Here is a 13,825-nt window from a genome sequence, read left to right as displayed (position 1 = left end):
ATTTACGTTTTAAAGATGGATTTTAATTGATATCTGGTTATCATCATAATGAACATTATTTCAATAAATTTGGTCATATATGGCGAGAATAAAAATGAATTTTTTTAAAGTAATCATTGCGATACTTATTTTTGGTGCTGCATTTCTGTTAGGGGCACTATATATGAAACCAACTCAATTGAGTTTAGTTGAGCAAGTAAAAAAGAATGTTTATGATGTTTTAGCGTACCCACAAGCAGCAAAATTTAGAAATATTGAATATCATTTTTCTCGCTACACTGCGGATAATGGTAAGGTTGGTTATGTTTGTGGGGAGGTGTATCGATATAAAAATGATAAGCCTGACGGATTTAAGCGTTTTATTGTTAAATCTTATACCAATGATGAAGGCCGCATGGATATTTCTATTCCGTTTATTGACGGAGGACATGAAATATTATTGCCTGAACAGGTTAACCAAATTTGGAAAGATAAGTGCTCAAGTCCTGCTTCACCGCTCGAATAAGGAACTACGTGTGCTAAAATTTTGTAGCACACGCTTTTAGGTTATTTGTTATGCGGTCTGTTGGTTTATACATTTTAATGCTGCAGGGCGATTTATCATTTTTTTATAATAGTCAAGTAAAAATGGTGTGTTAGGGCGTTTTATCGGGGTTAATAGCCAACGTTGGATTGATAATGTGATAACGATATCCGCTAGAGAAAAATGGTTTCCATAGAGATAGTTCTGATGATTTTTTTGGGGCTGATTTTTTGATAACACAGATTCAATTATTTGCATTTTTTCATTCCATAAATGGATGCTTTTTTCCACGATTTCAGGTTGTTGTAGAAAAAAAGAATCCTGTCTTACTAGTGCCATAAATGCAGCTCGCCATGCTGGGTTGAGCTCTGAGATTTGCCAATCCATCCATTTTTCTATTTCAGCCCTAGCAAGTGGCTCTTCGGGTAATAAATCCGTCCGTTGGGATTTTGCCACTAGATACCGACAAATTGTGTTGCTCTCCCATAATGAGCCTTGTTCATGAACAAGGACTGGAATAAGCGCATTGGGGTTTAATTTTAAAAAATCGACTTGAATTAAATTCTCATGATTTCCCCAGTGATCTTCATGAATAAATTTAAGATCAAGCTCATGTGCAGTCCATAATACTTTTCGGACATTAATTGACGAAGTGCGGCCTAATATTTTTAACATTTACACCTCTGCTTAGTCGTATGAAATAACCCAATAACATGTTTTTTATTAAAATAGCCTTTCAAGCAAACCGAATATAATTTTAACGTAAAATATATAGTAACCATTGGGAACTAATAAATAAAACTGGATTATATATTACTAGTTTAGTGTTATACTGATTAAGTTACACTTTGTTTTGTTATTATTATGAAACAAAAAAGCCTTTGTGGTCAACGATGACTATGTTTTTTGATGTTCATTTTTTTAATGAATTTTTAATTTAGTAGTTTAAGGAGTCGATAATGGTTAGTAATAATAATGCACGTCGTTTGTTAGGTATGCCTTATAAATTAAGTCGTTCTAAGAAAAACATACGTGTTTCGCTAAGTTCTAAAGATAATGCCGCAGTTGCAGTACAAAAGAATAAAGCGACAGAAAAGAAAACATATCATTCAGTAACTGTTTTTTACCCAGAATATGTTATTAGTTAATTGAATGAATGTAACCCTCTAGTATTCACTAGGGGGTTGATGCTATTTAATTAAAATTGGATTTTTCTTATTAACTTACATTAACTCACTTCAATATACACCATTCCTACGCGTAACATTCAGAGCCTCTTATTATAAAAATAAACGGTAGTCATAAAATAGATTAAAGGATATTATCTGCATTAATTAAAAACTAAAAAGAAAGATCACTATTGGGTGTTGTAGAATGAAATTTTATTGTTGCCTACTATTTTTATTTTGTTTTTCTCTTTCAGGGTGTTCTACTCAATTTAAATCAGATGAAGAAACTAATCGCTTAAAATTTAATATTCAACACGCAAATACGGTTCCTATTGAGGATTCCGTTGAACCGTTGGCAGTTTCTGATATGTTGCCCGGAGATATTCTTTTATCGTCTGCTACAGGGTTAAATTCATGGGGAATTCGGTTATTTAGTATTAGCGGAGTAAGCCATGCATCTATTTATCTAGGCTTGGGCGAAGTTGCTGAATCTGTGGGAAGTGGCGTTAGGATCATTACCTTAGACCAAGCAGTGAAAGATTCTAATAACATGGTGGTATTGAGACAAGCAGGCTTAACATCATTACATGCAGAAAAATTACGCGAATTTTCAGTTCAAAATAATGGAAACAAGTATAACTATAAAGGCATTGTGATGATTGCTCCTTGGATGATCACTAAAAGAGTATGTGAACTTCCGTTAATTGGTGAAACGATACGTAATTTTTGCTTAAAAACCTTAGCTAAAGTTCAGTTAGGCGATGATGTGGACCAAGCTAATGGTTTCTTTTGTTCGCAGTTTGTCCTAGATGCTTATAAGTATGCGGGTATTCCCTTATTTGAAGGTAATTCATCGTGGATAACACCTGCGGATATATTGCATATGCGAACCGGTGATGTGCCGACTTTCATGCCCACTCAACGCCTAGCATATGTTGGGCATTTGAAATCATGGAGTTTTAGTAGTGCAATACGCAGAAAATAATAGATTATTTTAAATAAAAAAAGGCCAACATATGAAGTTGGCCTGCTAAACTGGAAGCAATGTGAGCAATGTCGTTTGTGATAAACTTGAGTGATTTACTCAAGTATTCACGAGGTAAAAGATAACCATTCTCATTTAAGAAATCAACCCTTTTTTTTATGCAGTTACTTATTCACTCTCCCTGTTTATTTTCATTTTTTGTTTATATAAAACAATCTATTGTGTATTTATTTCTCATCAAAATTGTTTTTTTAACAAAAAAAAAATTTTTTTAATTGATATTAATGAGATTATTCTTGCAGAGATTAACCATTAACAGGCGTGTTTACGATGCGAAAATTAAAGGTGGGTGTAGTTGGTTTAGGTTCTATTGCACAAAAAGCGTATTTACCAATTTTAACTAAAGAGGAAAACTGGGAGTTGGTTGGTGCTTTTTCTCCAAATCAATCAAAGGCAAAATTGGTGTGTGATAGTTATCGAATGCCCCTGTTTAGCAGTATTAACGCACTAGCACAGCAATGTGATGCTATTTTTGTTCACAGTGCGACCAAAAGCCATTTTGAGGTAATCAAGCTGCTATTAGAGGCTGACGTTCATGTCTATGTTGATAAGCCATTGACTGAGTTAATTGAACAATCGGAGCAATTAATTCAGTTAGCAGCGCGACGTCAAAAAATGTTAATGGTTGGATTTAACCGCCGTTTCTCGCCGTTTTATTTGGCAATTAAACAAGATATTAAAAATATAGCGTCTATTCGTATGGATAAACACCGTATGGATAGCGTAGGGCCGAATGACTTCAGGTTTACGTTATTAGATGATTATTTGCATGTCATTGATACTATAATGTGGATTGCACAAAGTAATGCAAAACTGATCAGTGGTAGCATTCACAAAACAAATACTGATGAATTGTTTTATGCCGAGCACCATATGCAAGCTGGCCAATGTTGGCTAACAACATCGATGCATCGCAAAGCCGGAAGCCAACAAGAGCAACTTGTTGTCATTGCTGAGGACAGTATTCATCAAATAACCAATATGAACCATTGGTGGAGTGAAAATGCCGTTGGGATCAGCGAGAAAAAACCGGCTAATTGGGACTCCATTTTGGTTCAACGCGGTTTTGATGGTGCAATTCGGCATTTTATTGATTCTGTTTCAAACCAAACTCAACCTTTGATCAGTGGAGAAGAGGGCTTGAAGGCTCAAAGAATGGTTGAAAAAATGATCTCTACAATGAATAAAGTCAGTGGTTAATTATCTTATTTTGTAAAAGTAATTATCGATTTTATTAAACGGTAAAATTTTAGTAGCTCATCACTTTATAGGAACACAGGATGATACCTTTCCAAGATAGCTCTGATGTATTATTTGTTGCAGGGTTTGGGCCGATAATGACAGATTACAAAAAAAGTCATTCTTTTTATCTTGAGTTGTTAAAGTTACCTTTGAAGCCAATAGAAGAAGGAAGCCAATATTTAACTTGTGAGCAAGATGGGCTAGAAGGTGTTAAACATTTTGCACTTTGGCCTATAGAGCAAGCTGCCCAATCGTGTTTTAGTCAAAATGAGTGGCCTGAAAATATACTCACTCCGCAAAGTTGGATGGAGTTTGAGGTTTCAGACATCGAGAAGATCACGGATATTTGTCTGAAAGAAGGCTATGTCTTATTAGTTAATAATCGCATGGAGCCTTGGGGGCAAACCGTAACAAGGTTATTAAGCCCTGAAGGCATGTTAATTGGTTTAACTGTGACGCCATGGCTAAGAGAATAGCCTGCCTTTATTTGTAGTTAGAGATCTCATTTATCTTTGTGGATAAGAGACATTTATTAGTAATTGTTTATAATTTTGTTGTAGAACTTCATTTTAACTATTTTAGGAGGGGTTATGTATAAAACGATTCTGGTCCCTATCGATTTAACAGAAGATGAATTAACCAGCAAAGCCGTTCGTCATGCTGTTAATCTTGCAAAGCAATCTAGTGCTAAAATTCATCTTATTCATGTTTTGCCAATTTCTTCAGCAATTATTAATGCGTATGCTTTAGGTTACATGGAAATAAAAGACCGTGCGACGGTGAAAGCGGAAGAAGACATGAAAATGTTAATGGATTCAATTGATTTACCTCATGATGACGTTAGTTATACTATAACGTTTGGTTCTCCACGAGATGAAGTGATTAATACAGCAAAAGACATTAATGCCGATATTATTGTCATTGGCTCTCGTCGCCCAAATATTACAACTCATCTTTTAGGGTCAACAGCGGCGGGTATAGTACGTTACGCTGAAACATCAGTGCTGGTTGTACGTTAATAATTAGAGAAGAGCCTGCTCAATGGGTAGGTTCTTTTTTATTTCATTATTTGTATTGCCAATTCAATCAGTTTTAGCACTCAAGTTAATTGATCTTACTTATAACAAGGTGAATTTGAGTCAGTATGGAAAAGTTTTCACAAGAATTACTGCGTGTTGAACACTTTGTTCTGAGAGTTTTACGTTTTTATTTACTCGGGCTTTTGATTTTTTTTCTTGGGTTATTACCCGGTATAATCGGTTTTTATTTTATTGAAGGCCATTCAGCTGTTGAGTCAATGCTTAATGCGTTGTCTATGTTGAGTGGGCAAGCTATTGAGCCGGCTCCAATTACACGGGGAGGCCGTTTCTTTATCGCTATTTATGGTTTATTTTTACAAAGTGTTTTTATTATCAGTATTGGATTAATTGTAACTCCTTTTATTCATCGTATTTTGCATAAATGGCATTTAGAAGAATAATTTTTTGTTGTAATAGTAAGGGGCTTCACAGCTTTTTTAGTGCAGTAAGGCTATACTTCTAAAGACTAAAAAGGAAAATATTCACCCGCTACGCCTAATAACCAAGTTGTAAAAATACGCAACAATATAACTTGAATAAAAACGTCAACATAATTAATAAGGGGCATCATATGTATCAAACAATTTTGGTTCCCGTGGATATATCTGAAGATGTACTAACAGATAACGCATTAAAACATGCTATTTATTTAGCAAAAATTTCAGATGCGAAAATTCACTTATTTCACTCAGTTCCAGATGTTTCAAGATTTTCAATGAGTTATAGTTATCATTATGATTTACTGTCTTCATTTGCTAAAAAAGCACTTGAGCGCTCTGAAGAGCAGCTAAAAGAAATTATTGAAAAGATTGATTATCCGTCAGATAAAATCTCTTATAAGGTGGAGTTTGGTTCACCAAGAGATAAAGTTTTATCAGAAGCTGAGGCTATTGATGCTGACCTTATTGTTATCGGCTCACGCAATCCAAGTATTTCAACCCATTTATTAGGTTCAAATGCTTCTGGGATTGTTTCCTATGCGAAGATCTCGGTTCTCGTGGTTCGGTAAATAAAATAGCCTGCTCAGCAGGCTATTTTTTTGTCTATTAAAAGCGAACAATTCTAGGGTGTTTTTACCGCTTCTTTGGCTTGCTCAATTGCTTTAAGTGCTTGGCTGCAAGCTTGCTCTTGTGCATCATCTGGGTAGCTAGCAAGGGCTTTTTTCGCTTCCTCTAATTGTGACTTCATTAATGCAATTTGTTCACCTGCATTGGCTTCATCTTTATATTGTTCTTCAGCTTGCTTAACAAGGTCATTCATTTCTTTGAAATAAGTATCACAGGTTGCACCTGCATTTGCATTAAATGCAGTGAAAGCCATTAAAAGGCTAAACGCAATTGGAAGAGTTTTTTTCATCGTATTTTCGCTTTTAAAATTCATAATATCGTCAGAATAACATTCCATATTCAAAAACGCACCACTCGAACACGTGAATGTTTTTAACTAATAAACTTTTTCTGCATATTGAGAATATTCCTGTTAGTCACTGTCAGAAATAGCATAATTTGCAAAATACAAATGATAATCATTCTTGACTATGGATGATACAAAAGTGTACATTCAAGTACACTTTAATTAATGATGACAACAGAGATGATTGTGATGAGTAAAAATATGATAAAAACAGAAAATTGGCCAATCTGCGAGATGAATATATTTCCATCAACTATGGATGAAACACGTTTATGGTTAGAGGAAATGGATATGTTATTGGCGAGAAGAAATGAATTTGTATTGATATATCCTCCAGTGGTTAAAAAAGAAAAACCATCATCAGAAGATATGCAAAGTATGAAATATGTGCGTCGTTGGTTGAAAGATGCAAAAGAAGCAATGGAACAGCATTGTCGCGCTCTAGTTGTTACGCTACAACCTGATGGCCGAGATAAAGAGGAGATGGAACGCATGGCTCCCATGTTGTCTGCGTTGTATGGTCCTCAAGTTTTAATCGCAACGGATGCAATAGCTGCAAAAGAGCAAGCCCAATCAGTTTTAGCTTAGTCGATTGTGGTTTTACTGATTTTACGGATATAACTGGCGATGATATCGACGGACATAGCAATTTGCTGTTGAATAAATTCATCGCTGGGCTTGAAATCGGCAACACAAAAAGTGGTGATAAACACATCCGCTTTTAGCATTTCTAGGTAGCGTGAAGAAATACTTAATAATGTTGTTTCATTTACTTTAACATCAGGAAGTAAAGCCAATTTCTGTGTTAACAAGCGATAGCTTTTTACAGGGCCTTGCTCAAAAAATGCATGGGTTATTTCAGGGAAACGGTTGTATTCACCTAAAATTAACCGATATAACCCGATGGATTCAGGTTTAAGAACATTCAATAAAAATCGAGAACCATAAAAAGAAAGTATGGACTCAATCGTATTTAGTGAGGGTGTTTTTTCGTTAGGTTCTTGAAAAATATCATCAATCATAGATGCAATAACAGCGGCAAATAACCCTTCTTTATCACCAAAATTTTTATATAAAGTCGTTCGAGAGCCTCCAGCACGTTCAATAATCATATCCAGAGTTGCACCTTCAAACCCATATTGCAGAAAAATTTCAGTTGCGGCAGTGATCAAAGCCTGATGACGACGTCGGCCTTTTGGGGTTTTAGCTGTAAGCGTGCTACTCATGAATGGCTAATCCTACTCTTTGTCTTCAAATAAGAAAATAACATAACAAATTTTACCAAATAGTTTAAATCACGTTACCTCAATCACAGATTTACCTGAAAGAGATCATCATTTAAGCTGATATTTGTCTTTATGATATTTATAAAGATTAACATGTTTAGGATGATATCTGAATGGTTGTCACAATATTGGGGGCAAGATGGCAGAGCATGCATTGAATGAACAAAAAATAGACCAAAATGATCCTGTTGATCAGCAACGTGAGGTAACTCGGCTATGTATTGAGTGTGGCTTATTGTTATTGCAACATGGCGCTGAAAGTATGCTCGTTGAACAATTGACAACCCGTTTGGGCATTGCACTTGGAGCAAATCAAGTTGATAGTGCAATCTCATCTAACTCATTAGTTTTAACCACCATAATTGATGGCCGCTGCCTAACGTCAACACGGCGTATTATTGACCGTGGTATTAATATGCATGTTGTCACCGAAGTCCAGCATGCGGTCATTCTCGTCGAACATCATTTACTAGACCGAAAACAATTACACAAGAAATTATCATCGATTAAACCGTTGCGATATCCTCGATGGTTAATGGTTTTGATGGTGGCTTTATCTTGTGCTTGTTTCAGCAAGTTGAATGGAGGGGGATGGGAAAGTGCATTAATTACATTTTTAGCCAGTGGTTGTGCAATGTATGTGCGACAAGTGTTAACTTCTCATCAAATGAACCCATTGATTAATTTTTGTATCACTGCGTTTGTTGCGACAACGGTCTCTGGATTATTACTGAAAATACCGTATTTAGCAGTCACTGAAACGATTTCTATGGCTGCCAGCGTATTGCTTTTAGTTCCGGGCTTTCCATTAATTAATGCAGTCGCTGATATGTTTAAAGGGCATGTTAATACAGGTTTAGCGCGTTGGACAATGGCGAGTCTCCTTACTTTGGCTACCTGTATTGGGGTTGTATTAGCAATGACAATCTGGGGTTTAAAAGAATGGGCATAGAATTTCTGTTCTCCTTATGTGAAAAAATGCTACTAGCGGCTATACCAGCAGTCGGGTTTGCTATGGTATTTAATGTGCCTGTTAGGGCATTGAAATATTGCGCTTTATTAGGTGCTATTGGCTATGGCTTTAGAATGATATTGATGACACTAGGGCTGCAAATCGAGTGGGCAAGTTTTCTTGCAGCAATTTTAATCGGTATTATCGGTATTCAGTGGTCGCGCTGGTGGTTAGCTCATCCTAAAGTGTTTACTGTTGCTGCCGTGATCCCAATGTTTCCAGGTATTAGTGCCTATATTGCAATGATTTCAGTCGTTAAAATATCGCAATTTGGCTATGATCCTGAATTAGTTGAGGTTCTAGTGACTAATTTCTTAAAAGCGTCTTTCATTGTTGGAGCCTTGTCTATTGGTATTTCTTTACCTGGTTTATGGCTATATCGCAAAAGACCAAGCGTGTAATTTTTAAGGGATGGCTTGCTGGTATTCTTGCTATATCCGTAAGCCATACTTTTTTCTTTTACTAATAAGAGTTAGATATTCTATTAAAGCTGCATAAATTCTGATGTGGGTGTTAACCATAAAATTGAGTCATCGCTGATATCATTAATGCTACTATTTGATTAGAATATGTGATATTTCTTCTTATGCATTAATGTGTTAGAGGAAAAACTAACGCATTCATTTCAATTCTTCGAATATATTCTTATTAGTGGTATTATTTTGAAACAATTTAGCTTGTCCAAATATTATCAATTTGTTTTTTCGATTCTATTATTTATTTTTTCTGCTTTTTCATTTTCTGCACCAAGTTCATTTACTGAAGCCAAAGCACTGAGTAAAACTCAGGTTTATGCAGATCAAAATCACCAAGGTGAGGGAACAATATACTGTGGGTGCCAGTGGGAATGGGCAGGAAAAAGCGGAGGAAAAGTCGATTTAGCCTCTTGTGGTTATCAAGTGCGTAAACAACAGAACCGAGCCGAACGCATTGAATGGGAGCATATTGTTCCTGCATGGGTGTTTGGTCATCAAAGACAATGTTGGCAACAAGGTGGGCGAAAAAACTGTGTGTCTAGTGACCCTATTTTTGGCCAAATGGAAGCCGATCTGCATAATTTAGCGCCTTCTATTGGTGAGGTGAATGGTGATAGAAGCAATTTTAGTTTTGGGCAATTACCCGCTAATACGCCATATCCATACGGAATGTGCCGCAGTCGAGTTGATTTTAAACAAAAAGTCTTTGAACCAAGAGATGAGGCCAAAGGGCAAGTAGCCCGAGTATATTTCTATATGCATGACCGCTATAACTTATCTATGTCACGTCAACAACAACAGTTACTGATGGCTTGGGATAATAAATATCCTCCAACCCCTTGGGAAATCCAGCGTGATAATCGAGTCGCTAAGGTGATGGGCCATCATAACCCATTTGTGACAGGGGAGAAAAAATGGAGTTTAAATCATAAAAATAGCGCAGAGGGTGTTAATATTTCACCAGTCTCACCTTTAAATCAGCAACAAGTAATAGAAAATAAATCTATTGTACCAAATACGGTTGAAATTAAAGGTAATCGTAATTCTAAAAAATATCATTTTTCACATTGTGCTAGCTTCAATACCATCGCTGATAAAAATGCCGTCATCTTCACTGACGAACAATCGGCTAAAGCCGCAGGTTTTGAGTTAGCGGGAAATTGTAAAATACGCTAATTATCCTTTAAAACCGCAATAGTTAACTAACTGATTATTGCGGTTTTATTTTTTTATTTTTATGTGTGGTAACGAAAAATTTTAATAAACGCCCAAAATTTTGTTAGAAAAATGTTGCTTTATCAAAAAAAATGACGCTATATTTAAAGCAGATGAAAACTGCAATAAAAACATGGACTCATTGAGGCACTAAAAATATTGCTGCTTGTCATATTACTGTCATATAGATTCATTAGTTTAAAAGTATCGCTGTTACAGGAGAAACTAATGGGAAATAAGTGTTTATACACGCGAGTACAAAACCGGTTACCACTCCATCATGAAATTTTCATGGTGAGATTGGTAACCGGTTTTTTTATTAGCCGAGTTATTGCATGGAGTTACAGCCACATAATAGATGTTTGATATTAACTTTGAGCTTGAAGGGAGCTCACCTCTGTTTTGAATAGTCCGTCATTTGAATTGACATCACTGATACCTGGAAGGGTTAATACTATGAGTAGACAGAAAGCTGCAACAAAGGCACGTCGTGAAATGAAACGTTCATCACGCAAAGATCGCTCAGGTCGTTTTGATATCAATAACGTCGCATCATTTGCTGAATTTACTGGCATTGAAGCTATCGGTATGGCAAAAGAACGTCGTGATGAATCCCCTATATTGCCCAGAAATGAAGCTCAAAAACTCTATATTAATTCCATTAAACATAAGCAATTAATTTTTGCGAATGGCGAAGCGGGATGTGGTAAAACCTATATCAGCACTGCACTTGCAGCTGATGCGTTAATTCATAAAGATATCAATAAGATTATTGTGACAAGGCCCGTTCTTCAAGCGGAGGAAGATCTCGGTTTTTTACCGGGTGATATGTCAGAAAAGTTTGCGCCTTACTTTCGTCCTGTCTATGACGTATTGGTGAAAAGGCTCGGCGCATCCTTTTTGCAATATTGTTTGCGCCCCGAAATTGCTAAAGTGGAAATCGCGCCATTTGCTTATATGCGAGGTCGAACATTTGAAAATGCCGTCGTGATATTAGATGAAGCGCAGAATGTCACTGTCACGCAAATGAAAATGTTTTTAACTCGGCTTGGTGAAAATGTGACGGTGATTGTCAATGGTGATGTGACCCAGTGTGATTTGCCTGAAGGTGTGTCCTCAGGGTTAACCGATGCATTACAACGTTTTAGTACTGATGAAATGGTTTCGATGGTGAATTTTACTATTGAGGATTGTGTGAGATCACAATTGTGCCATAAAGCCTTATTGGCTTATAACTATTAATTAGTTTTGTTATTAATTATATACCCCGCGATTTGTTCGCGGGGTATAGGTTAAATCTTTATCGAGGCAATTGATTAGTGGTAGAGCATTTCATGTACGATTTGCTCATCTGTGAGGGTATATGGGTAATAGGTTGGCCAATTTTCTAGTTGGCTTAATAATTTTTCCTGAGATTCGTTTCCCATATACAGGTGGAAATGCCCCGAGGCCTGTGGCTCAATAATATGGTCGCTAAACTGGATAAATTTGGGCGCTTTTGAGTTAGCATCTTTGCATTCAAACAAGTAACGGACGCCTTTTTTCCCTGAAGTGTAATGAAGAATTTTGTAACCGGCGTAGTCATATTTACAGCGGCTTACGGCACCGTTTTGGGTAAACTCAATAACATCATTTTCAATTCCAATGCTGTCAACATCGGTGGCATAGCCTTTTTTATAATATTCACGATACTCTTCAACCGTTTTATCTTTATTTTTCTTTGCTTTACTTTCTAAAACTTCATCGAGCTTTCCATTTAATAGTAATGGATTAACCGATTCCCAGATGCCTTGCCAATCGCTAAGAGACCTATCTTTGACGTCAGCATCTTCAAAAATCCCTTTTGAAGCTTGGAGTGCTTTCTCTGATTGTGGATGAGAGTGACTATGTGAGCCATGAGCAGCTGCTGTATAGCTAGTGAGAGCTAATGCGACATAAAGACTGGTTTTTAAAATTGCCATTTTGTACACAGTGGTTTTCCTATTTTTGTAGTGAATATAACGACCATAAAAACCATTATGTTATAACATAACAAATATGAGAATGAAAAGTATTTTAGGAAGTTTATTGATGAGGAATGTAATGACTAAAAACGTGATGAAGGCAGATAGGAGCAGGATATGAGCTCGCTTAGTAGAGTTTATAATCAATAAGCGAGCTAACTATTTGAACCGAAGTTAGTCGTCAGGGTTGTCCATTACAGCATGGCGTTCATGGTGATAACCTTCCTCATCATAACCATATCGCCAGTAAGGAATTGCATAGATATCATCACGACCAAAACCTTTTTCACGACGAATATAACGACGCAAATCACGAATAATTTGGTCTTCACCCGCAATCCAAAAAGCGCAATCATTGTTTGGAATGTCCCAAGACTTAAACGTGCTAATTAATTCAGCTGTTTTGGTGATATCACCACAGATCCAAATTACGTCAACGTGTTCAGGTTTTTTCAGTTCTCGCACGTCTTTTGGGCTATCTAACCGTAGTACGACTTTACCTTGGGCATTTGCTGGCATTTTTTCCAATAATGCGGCAATAGCGGGTAGAGAACTTGAATCACCGGCCATGAAGTAATGTTGTCTGGCAGGCAATAATGGGTCTGGGCCACCCGGATTGGTAATCCCCATCCAATTTCCTGGTTTTGCATCACGTGCAAATAGGTATGCAGGGCCAGTTGCGCCATCATGCATAGCAAATTCAATATCTATCTCGCTAACTTCAGGGCGGATGGCTCTGACGGTATAGGTACGAACAAATGGACGAGGTTTGTCTTCTGGCCAGCTACGGCCTTCTTTACTTAGGATAGGGAGTGCGGGCTGGCTGATTAAATCAGGGGCTAAAAATATTTTCAGGTGCCCACCTTCACAATCAGTTGGGTATGTATTGAGTCTTTCACCGGTGAAAGTAATGCTGCGAATAGATGGGGTGATATCGGTAATGGATTTGACTTGAATGAGCTGTGGTGGAGCCGGGCGGTAGATGTTTTTTTCAACGGGTTGTTCAGTGGCCACGGACAATCTCCTTTATTAATGATAATTTTATTATATGGTAATTATTATCATTATCATGAATAACTTTGTAAGTTGCAACCGCTAGTGAGTGATTGGAAGAGGATATTTATAAAGAGAGATTTTCAACAGTAGGGAGGCAATTTACAGTGATGAATTGTTGATTTTAATAAAAATGCCGTATGATTTTTAGCATACGGCATATCGAAAGGTAGATTACTTCACTTTCATTCCGGCTGCGGTCATCATCAATTTAAACACGGAAGAGAAGGCAAATAGCGCCAATACACTTCCGAACCAGATAATGGCCATCCAACCGAGTTTTTTCCACCAAGGGGAGGCTGCCACGTT

Annotated in this window: 19 protein-coding genes; 13 read left to right on the top strand and 6 right to left on the bottom strand. The window is 36.8% G+C overall.

Annotated features, from left to right (window positions below; genetic code table 11):
- The first annotated feature begins 163 nt into the window (after nucleotides 1-163).
- Entirely contained in the window at nucleotides 164-505 is a 342-nt protein-coding gene (locus P3L37_RS10890) for a hypothetical protein (RefSeq protein WP_181937006.1), read from the top strand.
- A 48-nt stretch (nucleotides 506-553) separates the two neighbouring features.
- Here P3L37_RS10890 and P3L37_RS10885 read toward each other — a convergent pair whose 3' ends face one another.
- A complete protein-coding gene (locus P3L37_RS10885) occupies nucleotides 554-1,198 on the bottom strand; it encodes a glutathione S-transferase family protein (RefSeq protein ID WP_004910501.1) in 645 nt (214 codons plus the stop codon).
- A 284-nt stretch (nucleotides 1,199-1,482) separates the two neighbouring features.
- On the opposite strand from P3L37_RS10885, the gene sra reads away from it, so the two are divergent.
- From sra to P3L37_RS10850, 7 genes are all read left to right on the top strand, one after another.
- Nucleotides 1,483-1,671, top strand: a complete 189-nt coding sequence (gene sra, locus P3L37_RS10880; RefSeq protein WP_004910503.1) for a stationary-phase-induced ribosome-associated protein — start codon at nucleotides 1,483-1,485, stop codon at nucleotides 1,669-1,671.
- A 226-nt stretch (nucleotides 1,672-1,897) separates the two neighbouring features.
- A complete protein-coding gene (locus P3L37_RS10875; protein WP_109911282.1) occupies nucleotides 1,898-2,677 on the top strand; it encodes a YaeF family permuted papain-like enzyme in 780 nt (259 codons plus the stop codon).
- A 330-nt stretch (nucleotides 2,678-3,007) separates the two neighbouring features.
- The gene (locus tag P3L37_RS10870; RefSeq protein WP_109911283.1) at nucleotides 3,008-3,937 is read left to right on the top strand and encodes a Gfo/Idh/MocA family protein; all 930 of its coding nucleotides are present in this window, start codon (nucleotides 3,008-3,010) and stop codon (nucleotides 3,935-3,937) included.
- A gap of 80 nt (nucleotides 3,938-4,017) precedes the next feature.
- Nucleotides 4,018-4,455 carry a glyoxalase gene (locus tag P3L37_RS10865; protein WP_110731888.1) on the top strand — a complete coding sequence of 146 codons (438 nt, stop codon included), beginning with the start codon at nucleotides 4,018-4,020 and terminating at the stop codon, nucleotides 4,453-4,455.
- Between the two features lie 114 nt (nucleotides 4,456-4,569).
- Nucleotides 4,570-4,998, top strand: a complete 429-nt coding sequence (locus P3L37_RS10860; protein ID WP_004910510.1) for a universal stress protein — start codon at nucleotides 4,570-4,572, stop codon at nucleotides 4,996-4,998.
- 125 nt (nucleotides 4,999-5,123) lie between these two features.
- A complete protein-coding gene (locus P3L37_RS10855) occupies nucleotides 5,124-5,459 on the top strand; it encodes a hypothetical protein (protein ID WP_004910512.1) in 336 nt (111 codons plus the stop codon).
- Nucleotides 5,460-5,629: 170 nt separating this feature from the next.
- Complete coding sequence (locus P3L37_RS10850; protein WP_004910514.1) at nucleotides 5,630-6,067, top strand: universal stress protein; 438 nt, start codon at nucleotides 5,630-5,632, stop codon at nucleotides 6,065-6,067.
- Nucleotides 6,068-6,120: 53 nt separating this feature from the next.
- Here the strand turns inward: P3L37_RS10850 and P3L37_RS10845 are convergent, their stop codons facing one another.
- Nucleotides 6,121-6,414 (bottom strand): DUF5339 family protein, encoded by a 294-nt coding sequence (locus tag P3L37_RS10845; protein ID WP_036958707.1) that lies wholly within the window; start codon nucleotides 6,412-6,414, stop codon nucleotides 6,121-6,123.
- A 246-nt stretch (nucleotides 6,415-6,660) separates the two neighbouring features.
- Between P3L37_RS10845 and P3L37_RS10840 the strand changes: the two genes are divergently transcribed.
- Nucleotides 6,661-7,059, top strand: a complete 399-nt coding sequence (locus P3L37_RS10840) for a hypothetical protein (RefSeq protein WP_231136489.1) — start codon at nucleotides 6,661-6,663, stop codon at nucleotides 7,057-7,059.
- Here P3L37_RS10840 and P3L37_RS10835 read toward each other — a convergent pair.
- Nucleotides 7,056-7,697 carry a TetR/AcrR family transcriptional regulator gene (locus P3L37_RS10835; protein WP_004910519.1) on the bottom strand — a complete coding sequence of 214 codons (642 nt, stop codon included), beginning with the start codon at nucleotides 7,695-7,697 and terminating at the stop codon, nucleotides 7,056-7,058. The two genes, P3L37_RS10840 and P3L37_RS10835, sit on opposite strands and share 4 nt — an antisense overlap.
- A gap of 199 nt (nucleotides 7,698-7,896) precedes the next feature.
- Between P3L37_RS10835 and P3L37_RS10830 the strand changes: the two genes are divergently transcribed.
- From P3L37_RS10830 to phoH, 4 genes are all read left to right on the top strand, one after another.
- On the top strand, nucleotides 7,897-8,709 hold the full coding sequence (locus P3L37_RS10830; RefSeq protein WP_004910522.1) for a threonine/serine exporter ThrE family protein: 813 nt from the start codon (nucleotides 7,897-7,899) through the stop codon (nucleotides 8,707-8,709).
- Entirely contained in the window at nucleotides 8,700-9,170 is a 471-nt protein-coding gene (locus tag P3L37_RS10825) for a threonine/serine exporter (protein WP_004910523.1), read from the top strand. Before P3L37_RS10830 ends, P3L37_RS10825 begins: the two co-directional genes overlap by 10 nt.
- Nucleotides 9,171-9,446: 276 nt before the next feature.
- Nucleotides 9,447-10,421, top strand: a complete 975-nt coding sequence (locus P3L37_RS10820; RefSeq protein ID WP_410479547.1) for an endonuclease — start codon at nucleotides 9,447-9,449, stop codon at nucleotides 10,419-10,421.
- Between the two features lie 495 nt (nucleotides 10,422-10,916).
- Nucleotides 10,917-11,702, top strand: a complete 786-nt coding sequence (gene phoH, locus P3L37_RS10815) for a phosphate starvation-inducible protein PhoH (protein WP_004910528.1) — start codon at nucleotides 10,917-10,919, stop codon at nucleotides 11,700-11,702.
- Nucleotides 11,703-11,776: 74 nt separating this feature from the next.
- Here phoH and zinT read toward each other — a convergent pair whose 3' ends face one another.
- The 3 genes from zinT to P3L37_RS10800 all read right to left on the bottom strand — a co-directional run bounded on the left by zinT (nucleotide 11,777) and on the right by P3L37_RS10800 (nucleotide 13,822).
- Nucleotides 11,777-12,421, bottom strand: a complete 645-nt coding sequence (gene zinT, locus P3L37_RS10810) for a metal-binding protein ZinT (RefSeq protein ID WP_272667300.1) — start codon at nucleotides 12,419-12,421, stop codon at nucleotides 11,777-11,779.
- A 216-nt stretch (nucleotides 12,422-12,637) separates the two neighbouring features.
- Nucleotides 12,638-13,477, bottom strand: a complete 840-nt coding sequence (locus P3L37_RS10805; protein ID WP_004910533.1) for a siderophore-interacting protein — start codon at nucleotides 13,475-13,477, stop codon at nucleotides 12,638-12,640.
- A 213-nt stretch (nucleotides 13,478-13,690) separates the two neighbouring features.
- Nucleotides 13,691-13,822 (bottom strand): DUF2474 domain-containing protein, encoded by a 132-nt coding sequence (locus P3L37_RS10800; protein ID WP_004264009.1) that lies wholly within the window; start codon nucleotides 13,820-13,822, stop codon nucleotides 13,691-13,693.
- Nucleotides 13,823-13,825: the final 3 nt, after the last annotated feature.

The sequence above is a fragment of the Providencia sp. PROV114 genome (assembly GCF_032704305.1).
Taxonomy (GTDB): domain Bacteria; phylum Pseudomonadota; class Gammaproteobacteria; order Enterobacterales; family Enterobacteriaceae; genus Providencia; species Providencia rettgeri.
Note: the sequence above shows the minus strand (reverse complement) of the source record. Positions and strands in the feature narration are given on the sequence as shown.

What these genes read in the sequence shown, in the direction of transcription:
- P3L37_RS10890 (WP_181937006.1), top strand. Translation starts at nt 164, where the DNA reads ATGAAACCAACTCAATTGAGTTTAGTTGAGCAAGTAAAAAAGAATGTT.
- P3L37_RS10885 (WP_004910501.1), bottom strand. Translation starts at nt 1,198, where the DNA reads ATGTTAAAAATATTAGGCCGCACTTCGTCAATTAATGTCCGAAAAGTA.
- sra (WP_004910503.1), top strand. Translation starts at nt 1,483, where the DNA reads ATGGTTAGTAATAATAATGCACGTCGTTTGTTAGGTATGCCTTATAAA.
- P3L37_RS10875 (WP_109911282.1), top strand. Translation starts at nt 1,898, where the DNA reads ATGAAATTTTATTGTTGCCTACTATTTTTATTTTGTTTTTCTCTTTCA.
- P3L37_RS10870 (WP_109911283.1), top strand. Translation starts at nt 3,008, where the DNA reads ATGCGAAAATTAAAGGTGGGTGTAGTTGGTTTAGGTTCTATTGCACAA.
- P3L37_RS10865 (WP_110731888.1), top strand. Translation starts at nt 4,018, where the DNA reads ATGATACCTTTCCAAGATAGCTCTGATGTATTATTTGTTGCAGGGTTT.
- P3L37_RS10860 (WP_004910510.1), top strand. Translation starts at nt 4,570, where the DNA reads ATGTATAAAACGATTCTGGTCCCTATCGATTTAACAGAAGATGAATTA.
- P3L37_RS10855 (WP_004910512.1), top strand. Translation starts at nt 5,124, where the DNA reads ATGGAAAAGTTTTCACAAGAATTACTGCGTGTTGAACACTTTGTTCTG.
- P3L37_RS10850 (WP_004910514.1), top strand. Translation starts at nt 5,630, where the DNA reads ATGTATCAAACAATTTTGGTTCCCGTGGATATATCTGAAGATGTACTA.
- P3L37_RS10845 (WP_036958707.1), bottom strand. Translation starts at nt 6,414, where the DNA reads ATGAAAAAAACTCTTCCAATTGCGTTTAGCCTTTTAATGGCTTTCACT.
- P3L37_RS10840 (WP_231136489.1), top strand. Translation starts at nt 6,661, where the DNA reads ATGAGTAAAAATATGATAAAAACAGAAAATTGGCCAATCTGCGAGATG.
- P3L37_RS10835 (WP_004910519.1), bottom strand. Translation starts at nt 7,697, where the DNA reads ATGAGTAGCACGCTTACAGCTAAAACCCCAAAAGGCCGACGTCGTCAT.
- P3L37_RS10830 (WP_004910522.1), top strand. Translation starts at nt 7,897, where the DNA reads ATGGCAGAGCATGCATTGAATGAACAAAAAATAGACCAAAATGATCCT.
- P3L37_RS10825 (WP_004910523.1), top strand. Translation starts at nt 8,700, where the DNA reads ATGGGCATAGAATTTCTGTTCTCCTTATGTGAAAAAATGCTACTAGCG.
- phoH (WP_004910528.1), top strand. Translation starts at nt 10,917, where the DNA reads ATGAGTAGACAGAAAGCTGCAACAAAGGCACGTCGTGAAATGAAACGT.
- zinT (WP_272667300.1), bottom strand. Translation starts at nt 12,421, where the DNA reads ATGGCAATTTTAAAAACCAGTCTTTATGTCGCATTAGCTCTCACTAGC.